Source organism: Salipiger sp. PrR007, assembly GCF_010499845.1.
In the GTDB taxonomy this organism is placed as follows: Bacteria; Pseudomonadota; Alphaproteobacteria; order Rhodobacterales; family Rhodobacteraceae; genus Salipiger; species Salipiger pacificus_A.
This window is the reverse complement of sequence record NZ_JAAGOZ010000020.1, coordinates 48561-66652: the sequence shown is the minus strand read 5'-3', so window position 1 is coordinate 66652 and position 18092 is coordinate 48561. Positions and strand designations below refer to the sequence as shown.

General features: G+C 67.5%; 19 protein-coding genes. 9 read left to right on the top strand and 10 right to left on the bottom strand.

Annotated elements, in window-relative coordinates:
- From odhB to G0Q01_RS09895, 5 genes are all read left to right on the top strand, one after another.
- On the top strand, window positions 1–1539 hold the full coding sequence (gene odhB / locus G0Q01_RS09915; RefSeq protein ID WP_164191408.1) for a 2-oxoglutarate dehydrogenase complex dihydrolipoyllysine-residue succinyltransferase: 1539 nt from the start codon (window positions 1–3) through the stop codon (window positions 1537–1539).
- Between the two features lie 109 nt (window positions 1540–1648).
- A complete protein-coding gene (locus G0Q01_RS09910) occupies window positions 1649–1882 on the top strand; it encodes a hypothetical protein (protein WP_164191389.1) in 234 nt (77 codons plus the stop codon).
- A complete protein-coding gene (locus G0Q01_RS09905) occupies window positions 1879–2274 on the top strand; it encodes an MAPEG family protein (RefSeq protein ID WP_164191386.1) in 396 nt (131 codons plus the stop codon). Before G0Q01_RS09910 ends, G0Q01_RS09905 begins: the two co-directional genes overlap by 4 nt.
- Before the next feature lie 158 nt (window positions 2275–2432).
- Entirely contained in the window at window positions 2433–3827 is a 1395-nt protein-coding gene (gene lpdA / locus G0Q01_RS09900) for a dihydrolipoyl dehydrogenase (RefSeq protein ID WP_108966837.1), read from the top strand.
- 119 nt (window positions 3828–3946) lie between these two features.
- Window positions 3947–4567, top strand: coding sequence for a YdeI family protein (locus G0Q01_RS09895; protein ID WP_164191384.1), 621 nt, complete (start codon window positions 3947–3949; stop codon window positions 4565–4567).
- Window positions 4568–4663: 96 nt separating this feature from the next.
- Here G0Q01_RS09895 and G0Q01_RS09890 read toward each other — a convergent pair whose 3' ends face one another.
- The 4 genes from G0Q01_RS09890 to G0Q01_RS09875 are packed head-to-tail and all read right to left on the bottom strand — an operon-like array spanning window position 4664 to window position 7572.
- Window positions 4664–5269 carry a pyridoxamine 5'-phosphate oxidase family protein gene (locus tag G0Q01_RS09890; RefSeq protein ID WP_164191544.1) on the bottom strand — a complete coding sequence of 202 codons (606 nt, stop codon included), beginning with the start codon at window positions 5267–5269 and terminating at the stop codon, window positions 4664–4666.
- On the bottom strand, window positions 5256–5993 hold the full coding sequence (locus tag G0Q01_RS09885) for a 1-acyl-sn-glycerol-3-phosphate acyltransferase (RefSeq protein ID WP_108966844.1): 738 nt from the start codon (window positions 5991–5993) through the stop codon (window positions 5256–5258). Before G0Q01_RS09885 ends, G0Q01_RS09890 begins: the two co-directional genes overlap by 14 nt.
- On the bottom strand, window positions 5993–6898 hold the full coding sequence (locus G0Q01_RS09880; protein WP_254694392.1) for an ABC transporter permease: 906 nt from the start codon (window positions 6896–6898) through the stop codon (window positions 5993–5995). The genes G0Q01_RS09885 and G0Q01_RS09880 overlap by 1 nt, the downstream gene beginning before the upstream one ends.
- Window positions 6895–7572, bottom strand: coding sequence for an ATP-binding cassette domain-containing protein (locus G0Q01_RS09875; RefSeq protein WP_164213317.1), 678 nt, complete (start codon window positions 7570–7572; stop codon window positions 6895–6897). The genes G0Q01_RS09880 and G0Q01_RS09875 overlap by 4 nt, the downstream gene beginning before the upstream one ends.
- Window positions 7573–7731: 159 nt before the next feature.
- Between G0Q01_RS09875 and G0Q01_RS09870 the strand changes: the two genes are divergently transcribed.
- A complete protein-coding gene (locus G0Q01_RS09870; RefSeq protein WP_164191360.1) occupies window positions 7732–8661 on the top strand; it encodes a zinc-ribbon domain-containing protein in 930 nt (309 codons plus the stop codon).
- A 91-nt stretch (window positions 8662–8752) separates the two neighbouring features.
- On the opposite strand, the gene G0Q01_RS09865 is transcribed toward G0Q01_RS09870, so the two are convergent.
- The 3 genes from G0Q01_RS09865 to G0Q01_RS09855 form a co-directional block, all read right to left on the bottom strand.
- The gene (locus tag G0Q01_RS09865; RefSeq protein WP_164191357.1) at window positions 8753–10018 is read right to left on the bottom strand and encodes an ABC transporter permease; all 1266 of its coding nucleotides are present in this window, start codon (window positions 10016–10018) and stop codon (window positions 8753–8755) included.
- On the bottom strand, window positions 10015–10830 hold the full coding sequence (locus tag G0Q01_RS09860; RefSeq protein ID WP_164191352.1) for an ABC transporter ATP-binding protein: 816 nt from the start codon (window positions 10828–10830) through the stop codon (window positions 10015–10017). Before G0Q01_RS09860 ends, G0Q01_RS09865 begins: the two co-directional genes overlap by 4 nt.
- A 114-nt stretch (window positions 10831–10944) precedes the next feature.
- A complete protein-coding gene (locus tag G0Q01_RS09855) occupies window positions 10945–11937 on the bottom strand; it encodes an ABC transporter substrate-binding protein (protein ID WP_164191349.1) in 993 nt (330 codons plus the stop codon).
- Between the two features lie 371 nt (window positions 11938–12308).
- On the opposite strand from G0Q01_RS09855, the gene G0Q01_RS09850 reads away from it, so the two are divergent.
- Window positions 12309–13706 carry an aspartate aminotransferase family protein gene (locus tag G0Q01_RS09850; protein WP_164191346.1) on the top strand — a complete coding sequence of 466 codons (1398 nt, stop codon included), beginning with the start codon at window positions 12309–12311 and terminating at the stop codon, window positions 13704–13706.
- Between the two features lies 1 nt (window position 13707).
- Window positions 13708–14406 (top strand): GNAT family N-acetyltransferase, encoded by a 699-nt coding sequence (locus G0Q01_RS09845; protein WP_164213316.1) that lies wholly within the window; start codon window positions 13708–13710, stop codon window positions 14404–14406.
- Between the two features lie 66 nt (window positions 14407–14472).
- On the opposite strand, the gene G0Q01_RS09840 is transcribed toward G0Q01_RS09845, so the two are convergent.
- Together G0Q01_RS09840 and G0Q01_RS09835 are read right to left on the bottom strand one after the other, a co-directional pair.
- Window positions 14473–14760 (bottom strand): HU family DNA-binding protein, encoded by a 288-nt coding sequence (locus G0Q01_RS09840; RefSeq protein ID WP_095881830.1) that lies wholly within the window; start codon window positions 14758–14760, stop codon window positions 14473–14475.
- 132 nt (window positions 14761–14892) lie between these two features.
- Window positions 14893–16377 carry an AMP nucleosidase gene (locus G0Q01_RS09835; protein ID WP_108966859.1) on the bottom strand — a complete coding sequence of 495 codons (1485 nt, stop codon included), beginning with the start codon at window positions 16375–16377 and terminating at the stop codon, window positions 14893–14895.
- Window positions 16378–16487: 110 nt separating this feature from the next.
- Between G0Q01_RS09835 and G0Q01_RS09830 the strand changes: the two genes are divergently transcribed.
- Window positions 16488–17465, top strand: coding sequence for a DNA topoisomerase IB (locus G0Q01_RS09830; protein ID WP_164191338.1), 978 nt, complete (start codon window positions 16488–16490; stop codon window positions 17463–17465).
- A gap of 3 nt (window positions 17466–17468) precedes the next feature.
- Here the strand turns inward: G0Q01_RS09830 and G0Q01_RS09825 are convergent, their stop codons facing one another.
- Window positions 17469–17969 carry a lytic transglycosylase domain-containing protein gene (locus tag G0Q01_RS09825; RefSeq protein WP_235940019.1) on the bottom strand — a complete coding sequence of 167 codons (501 nt, stop codon included), beginning with the start codon at window positions 17967–17969 and terminating at the stop codon, window positions 17469–17471.
- Window positions 17970–18092: the final 123 nt, after the last annotated feature.

The window sequence follows — 18092 nt, the reverse complement described above, 5'->3', positions numbered from 1 at the left end:
ATGACGACCGAAGTGCGCGTCCCCACGCTGGGCGAATCCGTGACCGAAGCCACGGTGGCCACCTGGTTCAAGAAGCCCGGTGACTCCGTCGCCGTGGACGAGATGCTCTGCGAGCTCGAGACCGACAAGGTGACCGTCGAGGTTCCCTCCCCGGTCGCCGGTGTGCTCGCCGACATCGTGGCCAAGGAAGGCGACACCGTGGGCGTCGACGCCCTGCTCGCCAATGTCGCCCCCGCGGGCGAAGCCGGCGCCGAGCAGGTCGAGGAACGCCCCTCGGCCAAGTCCGACAAGGCCGAAAAGTCCGACGAGGCCCCCGCCTCCTCGGGCGGCGAAGAGGTCAAGGTGATGGTCCCCACGCTGGGCGAATCCGTCTCCGAAGCCACCGTCGCCACCTGGTTCAAGAAGGTCGGTGACACCGTCGCCGCCGACGAGATGCTCTGCGAGCTCGAGACCGACAAGGTCTCGGTCGAAGTGCCGGCGCCCGCCGCGGGCACGCTGACCGCGATCCTCGCCGAGGAAGGCGCCACCGTGCAGGCCGGCGGCCAGCTCGCCGTGCTTGGCGGCGCATCGGGTGCCGCCGCCCCCGCCGCAGAGGCGCCGACCCAGTACGACACGCCGCCCGCCGGCGATGGCAACGGCTCCAAGGACATCGAGGACTCTCCCGCCGGCAAGAAGGCCATGGCCGAGGCCGGCATCAGCCGCGACCAGGTGCAGGGCTCGGGCAAGGATGGGCGCGTCATGAAGCATGACGTCTCCGCCGCGCTTGCTGCCGCCAAGTCGGCCCCGGCCGCCGCTGCCCCGGCCGCCGCGCCGCGCGCGCCGGTTGCCGCCGAGGACGCCGCCCGCGAAGAGCGCGTCAAGATGACCCGCCTGCGCCAGACCATCGCCAAGCGCCTCAAGGACGCGCAGAACACCGCGGCCATGCTGACCACCTACAACGAGGTGGACATGACCGAGGTGATGGCGCTGCGCAGCCAGTACAAGGACCTCTTCGAGAAGAAGCACGGCGTGCGCCTCGGCTTCATGTCCTTCTTCACCAAGGCCTGCGTCCACGCGCTCAAGGAAGTCCCCGAGGTGAACGCCGAGATCGACGGCACCGACGTGGTCTACAAGAACTTCGTGCACATGGGCATCGCCGCCGGCACGCCGCAGGGCCTCGTGGTTCCGGTGCTGCGCGACGTCGACCAGAAGTCCTTTGCGGAGATCGAGAAGGAGATCAACGAGAAGGGCAAGCGCGCCCGTGACGGCAAGCTCTCGATGGCCGAGATGCAGGGCGGCACCTTCACCATCTCCAACGGCGGTGTCTACGGCTCGCTGATGTCCTCGCCCATCCTGAACCCCCCGCAGTCGGGCATCCTCGGCATGCACAAGATCCAGGATCGTCCGATGGCGATCAACGGCAAGGTCGAAATCCGCCCGATGATGTATCTGGCGCTGAGCTACGACCACCGCATCGTCGACGGCAAGGGCGCCGTGACCTTCCTGGTCCGCGTCAAGGAAGCCCTCGAGGATCCGCGCCGCCTGCTGATGGATCTCTGATCCTCGGCCCCGGGGCGCCACGCCCGCGCCCCGCCCAAGACATTGCCGCGCCCGGACCTGCCCGGGCGCGGCCTTCCAGAGCCCCGCGTGATCCCGAAGGGAGAGCAAGATGAGCCAGCAGCTACTTCTCCGTTACGACCGTTTCGACGCAGACCGCTTCGACACCGAGGCGGAATCCCGGGCCCAGGCCGGGCTCACCCTCCTGCAGCTCTGGATCGAAGGCAGCGCCGCGCATTGGGCGCTCTTCACCGTCAACGACGCCGACAAGGCGCGGGCCTGGATCGACCAGGAAACCGCCCTCGGCCACGGCCCCTCCGCGTCCCACATGCTGAGCACCGCATGACGCCGGAACTGCTTGCACTAACCCTCGCGAGCCTGCTGCAGATGGCCCAGATGGCGCTCTTCTCGGTTCTGGCGCAACGCCAGGTCGGCCCGCGCTACGCCGCCTCGCCGCGCGACGAGGGCCGCGAGCTCACCGGTCTCGCCGGGCGCGCCCAGCGGGCGATGAACAACCATTTCGAGGGCCTGCTGCTCTTTGCCATCGCGGTGATGGTCGTCACCTACACCGACAAGGGCAACAGCGTCACCGCCGCCTGCGCGCTGCTCTACCTGCTGGCCCGGATCGTCTACCTGCCCGCCTACCTCTTCGGCTGGACGCCCTGGCGCTCGCTCATCTGGTTCGTCGGCTTCCTGGCGACCGCCGCCCTGCTGATCGCGGCCTTGGTGACCCCATGAGGCGTCTTTCAGGCCGAAGCATCCAGAGGGCGCCGACCGCAGGTGGACGGGGGCAGAGCCCCCTCCGCGCCAGCGCCCGCCCCGCATCCTCATCTGCATGGTTTGCGCATGCCGTGTGCATGCCCCGTGCCTTCAGAAATACCCGATAGGAGACCCCAATGGCACAATACGACGTCATCGTGATCGGCGCCGGCCCGGGCGGCTACGTGGCCGCCATCCGCTGCGCACAGCTCGGCCTCAAGACCGCCTGCGTCGAGGGCCGCGAGACCCTCGGCGGCACCTGCCTGAACGTGGGCTGCATTCCCTCGAAGGCGCTGCTGCACGCTTCGCACCAGCTGCACGAGGCAGAGCACAACTTCGCCAAGATGGGCCTCAAGGGCGCCGCGCCCAAGGTCGACTGGAAGCAGATGCTCGCCTACAAGGACGACGTGATCGGCCAGAACACCAAGGGCATCGAATTCCTGTTCAAGAAGAACAAGATCGACTGGCTCAAGGGCTGGGGCTCGATCCCCGAGGCCGGCAAGGTCAAGGTCGGTGACGAGGTCCATGAGGCGAAGAACATCATCATCGCCACCGGCTCCGTGCCCGCCTCCGTGCCCGGCGCCGAGGTCGAGGTCGACGAAAAGATCGTCGTCACCTCCACCGGCGCGCTCGAGCTCGGCAAGATCCCCAAGAAGATGGTGGTCATCGGCGCCGGCGTGATCGGCCTCGAGATGGGATCGGTCTATGCCCGCCTCGGCACCGAGGTCGAGGTGATCGAATTCCTCGACGCCATCACCCCCGGCATGGACGCCGAGGTGCAGAAGACCTTCCAGAAGCTGCTCAGCAAGCAGGGCCTGAAGTTCACCATGGGCGCGGCCGTCTCCAAGGTCGAGACCAAGGACGGCAAGGCCACCGTGAGCTACAAGCTGCGCAAGGACGACAGCGAGCACAGCACCGAAGCCGACGTGGTGCTCTGCGCGACCGGCCGCGCGCCCTACACCGACGGGCTCGGCCTCGAGGCGCTCGGCGTGAAGCTGACCAAGCGCGGCCAGATCGAAACCGACGGCCACTGGCAGACCGCGGTCAAGGGCATCTACGCCATCGGCGACGCCATCGAGGGCCCGATGCTGGCCCACAAGGCCGAGGACGAAGGCATGGCCTGCGCCGAGGTCATCGCCGGCAAGGCGGGCCATGTGAACTACGACGTGATCCCGGGCGTGATCTACACCCATCCCGAAGTCGCCTCGGTCGGCAAGACCGAGCAGCAACTCAAGGAAGAGGGCCGCGCCTACAAGGTCGGCAAGTTCTCCTTCATGGGCAACGGCCGTGCCAAGGCCGTCTTCGCCGGTGACGGCTTCGTCAAGCTGATCGTCGACAAGGACACCGACCGCGTGCTCGGCTGCCACATCATCGGCCCGGCGGCTGGCGACCTGATCCACGAGATCTGCGTGGCAATGGAATTCGGCGCTTCGGCCGAGGATGTCGCGCTGACCTGCCACGCGCACCCGACCTTCTCGGAAGCGGTGCGTGAGGCGGCCCTGGCCTGCGGCGACGGCGCGATCCACGCCTGATCGGATCTGCAACAGCAGGAAAGGCCCCCGAGCAACGCTTGGGGGCCTTTTCCGTTTCCCCCTCCCCCGAGCTCGCACCGCCTGCTAGGCTCCGCGGCATCCCCGGGAAGGAGGCCGCGATGATCACCGACAGCACCGCCTATTTTACCCAAGGCTGCGGCCGCTGCGCGCGCTTTGCCACCGCCGACTGCGCCACCCGCATCTGGGCCGAGGGCCTGGCCGAGCTGCGTACCATCTGCCTCGCATCGGGTCTTGGGGAAACCGCGAAATGGGGACATCCGGTCTATGTGGAAGCAGAGCGCAACGTCGCGCTGATCGGTGCCTTCCGGGATGATTTCACGCTCAGTTTCTTCAACCCGGCCCTGATGAAAGATCCCGAGCGCGTGCTCGAGCGGCAAGGCCCCAACACCCGCCATCCCAACGTGATCCGCTTCGCGTCGGCGGCGCAGGTCGGCGAGATGCGCCCGGTGCTCGAAGCCTATCTGGCCGAGGCGCGGGCCTATGCCGCGCAGGGGCTCCGCCCGCCGAAGGAGGAGGTCGCGCTGGAGCTGCCCGAGGAGCTCGTCGCCGCGCTCGATGCGGACCCCGAGCTGGCCGAGGCCTTCCATGCGCTCACCCCGGGGCGGCAGAAGAGCCACGCCCTGCAGATCGGCGGCGCGAAAAAGGCCGACACCCGGGTGGCGCGTCTCGAGAAACTTCGACCGCTCATCCTCGCCGGCAAGGACGCGCTCGGCCGCTGAACGTCCAGAGGCCAGCGCGTACGTTACCGGAGAAGCATCCGAGCCCCGTCAGCAAGGCGCTGGGTGAGACCAGATTTGATGGAAGCCCTCAGTCGCTCACCACAGGCTCTTTGCGGCGCGCTCCGGCCATTCGCGGTCGTAGGCCTCTCCATCGGTCGCGCCCTGCGTGGCTTCGGCCAGGAACTGACCGATGGTCGGCAGCCCAGCGCTCTCGTCTCCCGAGACCCAGGTTCCGGCGCGCAGCAGCGCGCGGGCGCATTGGGTGTAGATCTCGGCGATCTCGACGATCAGCACGGTCGCGGGCAGCTTGCCGTCCTTGCCAAAACGCCCGCGCAGGGCCTCGTCATCGGTCAGCCAACCGTTCCCGTTCACCCGCACCACGTTGTTGCTGCCGGGCACGAAGAACATCAGCGAGATCCGCCCGTCCTCGACCACGTTGCGCAGCGAGTCGAGCCGGTTGTTGCCGCGCCAGTCGGGCATGGCCAGTGTGCCCGGATCGAGCTCCAGCACCACCGGGCCGTCGTCGCCGCGCGGCGAGGCATCGGTGCCCGCCGGCCCCACGGTGCTCAGCACGCAGAGTTTCGAGGCCGCGATCCACCTGCGATAGAGCGGCGTCATGCGCCGCACCACCTTGTCGATCGACGCACCAGCCGCCGTGCCGTAGAGCGCCTCGAGCGCGTCGATGTTCTCAATCTTCCGCATGGAACCCGGCCTCCGCCATCAGGCGGTTCGAGGCCGCCTCCACATCCGCCTCGATCTTCGCAAGAAAGACCTTGCTTGGCATGCCGGGCTCGATCACCGGCAGGAATTCGATCACAGCCGTGCCTGGCTTGCGGTAGATGCCACGCTTGGGCCAGAACACGCCGACGTTGGTCGCCACCGGCACGCAGGGCTCACCGCTCTGGCTGTAGAGGATCGCCGTGCCGACCTTGTAGGGCAGCTTTACGCCTGGCGGCACGCGGGTGCCCTGCGGGTAGATGATCAGTTGGCCGGGGTGCTCTTCGGCGCTCTTCTTGACGTCGGCCACCAGCTTCGAGATCGCCGCACCGCGCTTGCCGCGGTTCACCGGGATGCAGCCGATGCGGGTGGCATATTGGCCGAGCACCGGGGTGAAGAGCAGCTCGCGCTTCATCACGAACTTCCCCGCAGGCACCGCGCCGAACAGCAGGATGATGTCGAAGAAGCTCTGGTGCTTGGCGGCGATCAGCAGCTCGCCCGAGGGGACTTCGCCGCGGATCTCGCTTTTGAGCCCCACCATCCAGGAGGCCGTCCAGCGCACCCAGAGGCACCACGCCCGGCAGGCTGCGCGCGCTCCCCGGTCGGAGAACAGCGCCAGCGGGAAGAACAACAGGCCAACCGCCGCCATTGCCAAGTAGACCTGTCCGACGAAGAGCAGCGAGCGGATCCATTGCAGGGCGTATAGCATTATCTCAAATCTCCAAGCACCCGCCGCGCCGCCATCGCCGTCGCCACGAAGGCCACCGCCGCGGTCAGCAACGGCACCAGTAGCGCGAAGACCCAGTGCCAGCCGACGAAGGACAGGCCGGTGAGGAAACCCGCCGTCTCGCCCGCCGAGGGCAGCAGCAGCAGCGCGCCGGCGCCGGCCAGGGCGCCCAGGGTCGCGCCGCCGAGGGCGCGCAGGGTGAAGCGCCGCACGAAAGCGCGGGCGATGAAGCCGTCGGTCGCCCCCACCAGCCGCAACACCGCGATGACCTGCGCATTGGCCGCCAGCGCGGCATTGGCCGCCAGCGTGACCATCGCCGCCACCGCACCGGCGATGAGCAGGATCGACACCGCCCCCAGCAGCCGCAGCTTGCCCGCAGCCGCCACCAGCGGGCGCCGCCATCTCGTGTGATCGTCGAGCACCGCACCCGGCACCTCGGCCTGCAACCGCAGCCGCAGCCCCGCGCCGTCGAAGCCTCCACCCTCCTCGATGATCTCGATCAGCTGCGGCACCGGCAGATCCGCCAGCGGAAGGTCCGGACCGAACCAGGGCTCGAGCAGCGCTTGCTGCTCCTCTTCGGACAGCGCCCGGGCCGAGGCAACGCCCGGCGTCTGCTGCAGCAGCCGCAGCGCCGCTTCGGTCTGCTGCGCCTGCTGCCCGGCGGGGGCAGAGATGCGCAGGGTCGAGGCGCGCGCCAGTTCCTCGCCCCAGCTTGTGGCAAGCCGCCCGGCGGCCAGCGACAGCGCCAGCGCGAAGACCGCGAGGAAGGCCATGGCCCCGGCGGCAAACAGCGTGAGCGAGGCGGTGAAACCCGTGGGCGGCACCACCCGGTCGGCGCCGGTGTCAGAGCCGGTGAAGGCCCCGAAGGAGTCGCGGATCAGCCTCACAGGTCGACCCCCGCCGCTTGCAGCCTGCGGTTCGAGATGCGCAGCACCCGCGCCTGCACCTGGGTCTTGGCCGAGCGGATGAGCCCGAGGTCGTGCGTGGCGATGAGGATCGTCTTGCCCATGCGGTTGAGCTCGACCAGCAGCCGCAGAAGCCGCTGCGACATCTCCCAGTCGACGTTGCCCGTGGGCTCGTCGGCGAGGATCACCTCGGGCGACATGATCACCGCGCGGGCCAGTGCCGCGCGCTGCCGCTCGCCGCCCGAAAGCTCTGGCGGAAGGGCATCGGCGCGGCTCTTCAGCCCGACCCAGGTCATCAGCTCGATGAGGTTCTGCTCGAGATCGCTGCCGGCTTCGCCCGCCACGGTGAGCGGCAGGGCGACATTTTCGGCGACCGACAGATGGTCGAGAAACTGGCAGTCCTGGTGCACCACGCCGATGCGCCGGCGGCTCAGCGCGATGGCGTCACGGTCCATGCGCCGCACGTCCTCGCCGAACAGCCGCGCGTGGCCGGCGGTGGGCACCAGCGCGCCGTAGCAGAGCTTCAGCAGCGTCGTCTTGCCGGCGCCCGAGGGCCCGGTCAGGAAGTGGAAGGACCCAGGCGCAAGCCGCAGCGTGAGCCCGCTCAGCAGCTCTCCGCCACCGTAGCTGTAGGCCACATTATCCAGTTCGATCACGCCTGCGCGCCCCCGGTAAAAACGTTGCCCTGTTGTGCCCGAGCCGCGGCGCAGTTGCAATCCGCCCCCCGGCCCGAAAATGGGCTTTCCCGCCGCACCCCGGCAACCTATTGTCAGCAAAGGGATGGTGGCCAGAACAGATGGAAAGCTAAGGACAATATGCGGCTGATTTGCCCCAATTGCGGCGCGCAATACGAGGTGCCGGTCGACGCGATCCCCGCGGGCGGGCGCGACGTGCAATGCTCGAGCTGCGGCCACACCTGGTTCCAACTGCACCCGCTGGATGCGCCCCTCCCCGAAGAGGCGCCCGCCGAGGCCCCGCAGGACGACGAACTCTGGGAAGAGATGGATGAGGGTGCCTTTGCGCCGCCCACCGAAGCCGAGGCCGAGCACGTGCCCTTCCCCGATCCCGAGCCCGACGAGACGCCGGACTCCGAGCCACTCGCCACGCCGGTACCGCGCCGCCCGGTTCGCGCCCGCGGGCTCGATCCCTCGGTCGCCGAGGTGCTGCGCCAGGAGGCCGAACGCGAGGCCCGCCGCCGCACCGATCCCGAACCGCTCGAGAGCCAGCCTGACCTCGGCCTCGCGGAGCCCGCCGAGGAAAGCGCCGCGCACCGCGCGCGTGTCGCCCGCGCCCACATGACCCGCAGCCGTGGCGATGCCCCACCCTCCGGAAAGCCCACACCCGAGCCCGCCGGCGCAGCCGAGCCGGCCCCCGAGGCACCCGAGCGCGCCGAGTTCGTGACCTCTGAACCCGAGCACCCTTCCGTTGCACCCTCGCGCCGAGACCTGCTGCCGGACATCGAGGAAATCAACCAGACGCTGCGCGTCGTCCCCGAGCCGCGCCGCATGGAGACGCCGCAGGGCCGCGCGCGGGCCGCCGAGGAGGACGAACTGCAGAGCAGCGGCTTTGCCCGCGGCTTCGGCGTGGTGCTGATCTTGGCGGCGCTGGCACTGTTGTTCTATGCGCTGGCACCGGCGCTCACCGCCGCGGTGCCCGCCCTCGCCCCGCTGCTGGATCCCTATGTCGCAACAGTAGACGGCCTGCGGCTCTGGCTCGACGCGCAGCTCACCGCTCTGCTGAGCTGAGCCTCCGCGCCCGGCCTTTCGCTACAGGCAGAAGTATCTACGGGGGAGCAAGGGAGCAAGCAGCCCCCTGGCGCCCCCGTCCGGCCTACGCTCAGCCCCGGCCCTTCCAGGGCACCAGCTTGCGCTCGGCCAGCCGCATCAGCATGTCGATGCCGAAGCCGATCACGCCGATCAACATGATCCCCATGATCACGATGTCGGTGAGCTGGAACTTCGAGGCGACCATGATCATCATCCCCGCCCCCTTCTCGGCGGCGACAAGCTCGGCGGCCACCACGGTGCCCCAGCAGACACCCATGGCCACCCGCGCGCCGGTGAAGATGTCGGGCAGCGAGTTGGGGATGATCACGTGGCGCAGGATCTGCACCTTCGAGGCGCCCAGCGAATAGGCCGCGTGCACTTTGGAGATCTTGACCCCGGACACGCCCGAGCGCGCAGCGATGGCCATGATCCAGAGCGCGGCGAGGAACAGCAGGATGATCTTGCCGGTCTCGCCGATGCCCGCCCAGATGATCACCAGCGGAATGAGCGCCAGCGGCGGCACAGGGCGCATGAACTCGACGATGGGATCGAACCAGCCGCGGAACCAGTCCGACAGGCCCATGGCATAGCCGAGCGGAATGCCGATCAGCGCGCCGAAGAAGAACCCCGCGATGACCCGGAAGAGCGACCAGCCAAGGTGCTCCCAGAGCGTGCTGTCGCGGTAGCCGTCGCGCGAGATCTCGGCAAGCCGGGCAAGCACGGCCTCGGGCGCGGGCAGCCAGATCGGCTCCATCTGCCAGCCCTTGGCGGGCTCGAAGGTGAGCGTGCCCTTGGGCGACATGCCGACGCGGCCATAGTCGGTGATGACCTCGCCACCCGGCGCGATCGGCTGACCGTTGACGGCGACGACCCTGTGCCCCTCGTCGCGCCCATGCGCGTCGTTCTGATCGACCCGCACCAGCCCCGAGCGCCAGGCCCCGACGCTGGCGCTGTCGTTCTTCGCCCAGCCATCCCCGGGGTCGACCTCGGGGTCTTCGGTCTCTTCCCCCACCGGGAAGACGCGTACGGTGACCGTTGCCTCGTCGGGCGCGACGCCCTCCGCCTCGGCGGTATAGGTGAAGCTGGCATCCCCGACGAAGGGCCCGGGCGCGTGCAGGAACTTCGGCACCCAGGTCGAGCCGGTGAAGGCCCCCCAGAGCAGGAAGATGGTCAGGATCGACACCACGCTGGCGATACGGCTCGGGCGCACCGCACTTTCGTCGCCGAAGGTGACGGTCTTGCGGGCGGTGAAATCGTTCAGCGCGCGGTGCACCAGCAGCTTCACCAGCAGCCAGCTTGCCACGAAGATGGCGATGTAGAGGGCAAAGACGATCATGACGCGGCCCCCGCGGTTTCGCTGCGGCCCATGATCTCTTCCTCCATGTCCCAGATCATCCCGAGGATCTCCTCGCGCGTTGTCGCGAAATCGGGATGCTTCTTCACCGCACGCAAGTCCTGCCCGGCGCCGAGATCGGCAAAGGGCAGACGGTACTCACGGTGGATGCGGCCCGGGCGCGGCGCCATGACCAGCAGCCGCTCGCCCAGCAGCAGCGCCTCCTCGACCGAGTGGGTGATGAGGATGATGGTCTTGCCGGTTTCCTTCCAGAGCTCCAGCACGAGGCTCTGCATCTTCTCGCGCGTGAGCGCGTCGAGCGCCCCCAGCGGCTCGTCCATGAGGATCACGTCGGGATCATTGGCAAGGCAGCGGGCCAAGGCCACGCGCTGCTGCATCCCGCCCGAAAGCTCGTAGACCGCCTTTTCCTTGAAGTCGCGCAGGCCCACCACCTCAAGCAGATGATCGACGCTCGCGCCGTAGTCCTTCTCACGCTTTCCGGCCATGCGCGGGCCGAAACTGACGTTGTCGCGGACGTTCATCCACTCGAAAAGCGCCCCCTGCTGGAACACCATGCCGCGTTCGGCAGCGGGGCCGCGCACCTCGCGACCGCCCAAGATGATCTTGCCCTCGGTCGGCGCGAGAAAGCCCGCGACGATGTTGAGCAGCGTGGTCTTGCCGCAGCCCGACGGACCCAGTACCGACAAGAGCTCTCCCTGCGCGAGGTCCAGAGAGACGTCCTTCAGCGCCTGCACCGAGCTGCCGTTGGGCAGGTCGAAGCGCATCGACAGGTTCTGGATGGATAATCCGCTCATGATCTGCCTTTCGCGGCCTGACACCGCGGTTCGGGGGGCCTCCCCCAACGTGTCATTCTGATGCCAAGGTCCCCGGCGGCAACCGCCGCCGCCGGGACGGATGGCCCGATGACCTTACATCGAGCCTGCCGACGCGAGCGGCCCGGTGTTCACGTGGTCGGCGTAGCTGTCGAGCGCCGCGTCGATCGAGCCCGCCTCGACGAAGACGTCGGCGACGCCCTTCATGAAGTCCGCCGCGCCGCCGCCCAGCCATTTGGCCGAAAGCTGGTCTTCTGCTGTCGGGAAAACGAAGGTGGCCATGGTCTCGGCGGTGGCGGCCTCGTCCATGCCCGCGTCCTTGGCGATGACCGGCAGCATCTTGGACTGATTGGCCTCATCCGCCCACATGGCATTCGCCTCGGCCGTTACCTTCAGGAAGGCGGCGACAAGATCCGAATTCTCTGCCACCCAGCCCGCGGGGCCGGAGGTCACGTCGAAGACGAGGATGCCCAGCTCTTCCTTCTCGGCGCCGGTGAGCAGCACATTGCCATGCTCTTTCATGCGCCGCAGCGAGCCGCCCCAGCCGCAGGCCATGTCGACCGCGCCCTGCGCGATGGCGGCCGCGCCATCCGGCGGCGCCATGTCGACGATCTCGAGGCTCTCGAGCGGCACTCCGAAGTGGTCCATCTGTTTCAGGAAGCCGTAGTGGGCGGCGGTGCCGAGCGGCACGGCGACCTTCTTGCCTTCGAGCTCTCCGGCGCTGTCCTTGTCGATTTCCAACTCCGAGCGGACCACGCAGTTGTCGTTGTCGGCGTAGCTCACCGCCACGTCGAGTGCCTGCAGGTCCTGCCCCGCCGAGGCGGCGACCACGAAGGGCGGCACGCCCTGGCTGACCGAGAGCTGCACATCGCCAGAGGCCATCGCTGCCGACATGGCGGTGCCGGTGTCGAAGCTCACCCAGTTGATATCGACGCCCATGGCCTCTTCATACATGCCTTCGGCCTTGGCATATTCGAAGGGCATCGGCCATTCGAGGAAATAGCCCACGGTGATGCTTTCGGCGCTTGCGGCACCGGCCAGCAGCGCCACGGCAGCCGCCGCGCCCATCAGGCGTTTCTTGATCGTCATCTTGTCTCTCCCGTTCTGCTGCCCCGTCATGGTCTGCGGAGCTTTTGCTTGGCCGTCACGTCAGGCGCCCGGCTCGCCGTCGATCGGAGCGGAAAAGACACGTTCCAGCAATGGGCGATGCCTGCGGATGCAGCAGGTACACGGGGGGCAGTGGGGTAAGCTGCACAATTCGCGGGCACTGCGCCGCGAGAAAATCCCGTTATCCTTGGCCCGTTTTCCGTGCGGCGCGCGGGATCCGGAAATCTGGCCCTATATCAACCGCAAATCTGGCGCTACGACTTCCCGCCTCTTCTGGCACATGTGCTAACATCCCGCATCGCGGAGTCACGCTTTCGCGCCCGCTGCGGCGCCCGGAATTCAGGAGAGCTTCCATGGACGGCACCCTCACCCAGAACGACCTCAGCCACGTCGTCGAAGCCGACAAGGCCCACGTCTGGCACCACCTTGTGCAGCACAAGCAGTTCGAGACCAGCGACCCCAAGATCATCGTCGAGGGCAAGGGCATGCGCGTCTGGGACCAGACCGGGCGCGAGCAGCTCGACGCGGTGTCGGGCGCGGTCTGGACGGTGAACGTCGGCTACGGCCGCAAGACCATCGTCGATGCGATCTCCGAGCAGCTGATGAAGCTGAACTACTATGCCGGCGCCGCGGGCTCGATCCCCGGCGCGCTGTTTGCCGAGAAGCTGATCGACAAGATGCCGGGCATGAGCCGCGTCTACTACTGCAACTCGGGCTCCGAGGCGAATGAGAAGGCCTTCAAGATGGTCCGCCAGATCGCGCACAAGCGCTACGGCGGCAAGAAGCACAAGATCCTCTACCGCGAGCGCGATTACCACGGCACCACTATCGCCGCGCTTTCGGCCGGCGGGCAGGAAGAGCGCAACGCGCAATACGGCCCCTTCGCGCCGGGCTTCGTGGCGGTGCCGCATTGCCTCGAATACCGCGCCGGGGATCAGGGGTGGGGCGATCTGTCGGGTGAGGCCTATGGCCAGCGCGCGGCAGATGCCATCGAAGCGGTGATCCTGCGCGAAGGCCCCGACACCGTCGGAGCGCTCTGCCTCGAGCCGGTGACCGCGGGCGGCGGCGTGATCGTGCCGCCGGCCGGCTACTGGCAGCGCGTGCAGGAAATCTGCCGCAAGTACGACATCCTGCTGCACATCGACGAGGTGGTCTGTGGCGTCGGGCGCACCGGCACCTGGTTCGGCTATCAGCACTACGGCGTCGAGCCGGACTTCGTGACCATGGCCAAGGGCGTCGCCTCGGGCTACGCCGCCATCGCCTGCTGCGTCACCAACGAGCGCGTCTTCGACCTGTTCAAGGACGACGCCTCGGACCCGATGAACTACTTCCGCGACATCTCGACCTTCGGCGGTTGCACCGCCGGCCCCGCCGCGGCGCTCGAGAACATGCGCATCATCGAAGACGAGGGCCTGCTCGAGAACACCACGGCGATGGGCGAATACATGCTCGGCCAGCTCGAGGCGCTGAAGGACAAGCACGCCGTCATCGGCGAGGCCCGCGGCAAGGGTCTGTTCCTCGGTGCCGAGCTGGTGACCGACCGCAGCACCCGCGAGCCGATGGACGAAAAGCGCGTGGCCGCCGTCGTCGCCGAGGTGAACAAGCGCGGTGTCATCATCGGCATGACCAACCGCTCGATCCCCGGCTACAACAACACGCTGTGCTTCGCCCCGGCGCTGATCGCCACCAAGGACGACATCGACCAGATTGTCGAGGCCGTGGATGGCGCGCTGGGGACGATCTTCGGCTGAGATGACGGATCATCGCACGAACGACCACGGGCAGCCCATCGGGCTGCCCGTCGAAGGATCGTTTCCCCGCCCCTTCCCGCCGAACGCGTCGATGACGGGACGCTTCGTGAGGCTCGAGCAGACGCGCTCGGAGCACGCCCCGGCGCTCTATGAGGCCTTCGCCCAGGACGACGGCGGCGCGAACTGGACTTACCTGCCCGGCGCGCCACTGCGCGATCTGGCCGAAGCGCAGGCCTGGATCGAAAGCTGCGCAAAGAGCACGGACCCCCTCTTCCAAACGATCTGCACGCTGGACGGCACGCCGGTGGGAATCGCCTCCTACCTGCGGATCGACCAGGCCAATGGCGTGATCGAGGTCGGGCACATCCACTTCAGCCCCCTGTTGCAGCGCAGCCCGGCGGCGACCGAAGCCATGTACCTGATGATGAAGCGCGCCTTCGACGAGCTCGGCTACCGCCGCTACGAATGGAAATGCGACGCGCTCAACGGCCCCTCGCGCCGCGCGGCCGAGCGGCTCGGCTTCAGCTACGAGGGCACGTTCCGGCAGGCTGTGGTGACCAAGGGCCGCAACCGCGACACAGCGTGGTTCTCAGTCATCGACAGCGAATGGCCGACCCTGCGCGCGCGCTTCGAAGCTTGGCTCGATCCGTCGAACTTCGACGCAGAAGGCCAGCAGATCGCGCGCCTTCAGGACCTTTAAATAACTGAAAATCAATAAAAAAGGGCCGCGAAACCGCGGCCCTGATGCTCAGTCGAGCAGGAAAGATCAGCCGTTGACGCTGTCCTTCAGCGCCTTCGCGATGGTCATCTTGACCACCTTGTCGGCCTCTTTCTTGAACTGCTCGCCGGTGGCGGGGTTGCGCACCATGCGCTCGGGACGCTCACGGCAGTAGATTTTGCCAACGCCCGGGAGTGTCACGGCGCCGCCGCCTGCAACTTCCTTGGTGATGATGTCGGTGATCGCTTCCAGAGCGGTCGACGCGGTCTTCTTGTCTGCGCCCATCTCTTCTGCCAGTGCAGCCACGAGTTGGGTTTTGGTCATCGGCTTCGCCATTTCATGGTCTCCTTGAACTGCCCGAGTACTTGGGCCCCATTGAGGTCACTTAACTCTATGTAGAGTCGAAACACAACGAATAGTGGCTGTTTGCAAGAGAAATCTACGCGTTTCGAGCTGCAAACCGCCAGATCACAGGAAGGCTGTTTCGTCGAAGCTACGCAATTTACGGCTATGGATCCGTTCGAGCGGCATCGAACGGAGATGCTCCATGGCTCTTATCCCGATCATCAGGTGACGCGCCACCTGTGTCTTGTAGAAATCGGACGCCATTCCGGGCAGTTTCAGCTCGCCGTGCAGCGGTTTGTCGCTGACGCAAAGCAAGGTGCCATAGGGCACCCGGAAGCGGAAGCCGTTGGCGGCGATGGTCGCACTTTCCATGTCGAGCGCCACGGCGCGGCACTGGCTCAGCCGCTGCACAGGGCCGCGCTGGTCGCGCAACTCCCAGTTGCGGTTGTCCACCGAGGCGACGGTGCCGGTGCGCATCACCCGCTTGAGATCATAGCCCGAGAGCTGCGTCTCCTCCTCAACCGCATCTTCCAGCGCCACCTGAATCTCGGCCAGCGCCGGGATTGGCACCCAGACCGGCAGGTCGTCGTCGAGCACCTTGTCCTCGCGCAGATAGGCGTGGGCCAGCACGAAATCTCCAAGGCTCTGCGAATTGCGCAGCCCGGCGCAGTGGCCGACCATCAGCCATGCGTGCGGGCGCAGCACGGCGATGTGGTCGGTGGCGGTCTTGGCGTTCGACGGGCCGACGCCGATGTTGACCAGGGTGATCCCCGAGCCGTCCTTGCGTTTGAGGTGGTAGGTCGGCATCTGCGGCATCTTCGCGGTGAGCGGGATCTCGGTCTCGGCATCGGTGATCTCGACGTTCCCGGTCGAGACGAAGGAGATGTAACCGCTCTCGGGGTCGGCAAGCTGCTTGCGGGCATAGGCCTCGAACTCGCTGACGTAGAACTGGTAGTTGGTGAAGAGCACGTGGTTCTGGAAATGCGCGGGGTCGGTGGCGGTGTAATGCGCCAGCCGGGCCAGCGAGTAATCCACCCGCTGCGCGGTGAAGGGGGCCAGCGGCTCGGTGCCGTCGGGCGCCGGGCGCGCCACGCCGTTGACGATGTCGTCGTTGGTGGTGCTCAGGTCCGGCACGTCGAAGACGTCGCGCAGGATGAACTGACCCGCCCCTTCCTGCGGCACGGTCAGCTCGGGGAAATTGGCGACCGCGAAATGAACCGGCATCGGGGTGTCCGACAGACCCACCTGCACCTTCACGCCGTGGTTTTCGATCAACAGCCCGATCTGCTGCTTCAGGTACTGCCGGAACAGGTCCGGCCGGGTGATCGAGGTGGCATGGGTGCCCGGCGCCGAGACGTGGCCGAAGCTGAGGCGGCTGTCGACCTTGGCGAAGCTGGTCGTGGTGATCCGCACCTCGGGATAGAAGGCGCGGTAGCGGACGCCCGGATGCCCCTCGGCCATGGACGACAGGAAGTGCTCCTTCAGGAACTCCGAGGCCTGGGCGTAAAGCATGCAGAGCCGCTCGACCGCCGCCTCGGCTTCGTCAAAGAGCTCCGGCTCCGGGGCCTCGGGGGAAACGATCTGCAATTTCGCCTGCATGTCCTGCATCTGCGGCTCCTTCCGCTATTTTTCAAGCCAGCGTGGCAGGAAGAGGTGGCGGGTTCAAGACGTCGCGATCAGCCTGCGGAACCGGCGTACCGCGCGCGGCGTTCGCAGGCATGACCCCGCGCCTCGATCTCATCTACTACCCTGACAGCCAGCCCGGCATCCTGCGCCGGCGCTGCGGGCGCGGCTTCAGCTATATCGCCCCCGACGGCACACGGATCGACGCCGCCGAGGAGCGCGCCCGGATCAGGGCGCTGGCGGTGCCCCCGGCCTACGAACAGGTGTGGATCTGCCCGCGCGCCAACGGCCACCTGCAGGCCACCGGCCGCGACGCGCGGGACCGCAAGCAATACCGCTATCACCCCGACTGGACAGCATTTCGGTCAGAGCGAAAATATGGGCATCTCGCCGAGTTCGGTGCTGCCCTGCCCGGCCTCAGGCGCAGCATACTCGGCCAGCTCCGCGCCCGCGATCCCGGCGACAGGGAGTTCGCTCTGGCCGCCACTCTGGCACTTCTGGATCGCGCCGGGCTGCGCGTCGGCAATGCCGATTACGCGATGGAGAACGGCAGCTACGGGGCGACCACGCTGCGCGGCACGCACCTGCGGCTCGACGGCGGCACGCTGCACCTGCGCTTCCCCGGCAAGGGCGGCAAGCGCGTCCACAAGCAACTGAAGGACCGCACTCTGCAGCGCGCCCTCACCGCGCTCGGCGACCTGCCCGGCAAGGAGCTGATCGCCTGGCTCGACGAGGATGGCCAGCCGCACGGATTGCGCTCCGACGAGATCAACCGCTGGCTGGCCGAGCGGACCGGCAACCCGGCGCTCACCGCCAAGACCTTCCGTACCTGGAACGGCAGCGTCGCGGCGCTGGAGGCGGCGCGGAGCGCGGAGCGGATCAGCATCAAGGCGATGGCCGAGGCGGCGGCAGAGCGGCTGGCCAATACGCCGACCGTGGCGCGCAACTCCTACATCCATCCGGAGGTGATCGCCCTTGCCGAGACCGGCCTGCCGAAGGCGCTGGATCGCGCGCCCGACCGCCCGGGGCTGCGCCGGTCCGAGGCGCAACTGCTCGCCCTTCTGGAACGCTGAGGCTCAGCCCCGGCGCAGGCCGGTCGCGACAAGCATGCCGCGCCGCTTGGCCTCGTAGTAATAGCCCTTGGCATAGAGCCCGATGGCCGCGTCGGGATTGCCATCCGACAGCAACCAGGCGCCGCGCAGGTATTTCACGCCGTATTCGAGGTTGGTGTCCGCATCGAGCAGCTCGCGCGGCTTTCCCTGGAAGCCCATGGTGCGCGCTGTGGCGGGGAGGATCTGCAGCAGGCCGTAATAGGGACCATTGCGCGCCTCGGGGGTATGGGTGCTCTCGCGGATCGCGAGACGGTGGACCAAGCGCCGGGGCACCTCGTAATAGTCGGACCACTTGTTGATCGATGCGCGCAACTCGGGGGTCTCGTTGGGATAGAGCGGCGGGTCGAAGCGCGTCACCTCGGGCGTCTCTTCCTGCTGCACGGCGCAGGCAGAGAGCGGCGCCACCAGCGGCACGAGCACAAGCGACAGCCAGGCGCGCCGGGTCATTTCGGTCTTTCGGGACATTCCGAATTCCACGTAGCCTCAGATACGCCCTGATACCTCCATTGCGCGCTTTGGCCTATCCCGCGCGATGCCGCATGAGCGGAAGGGCGCCTGCCCGCACGGGGCTTGCCAAGCGCCCCGCCT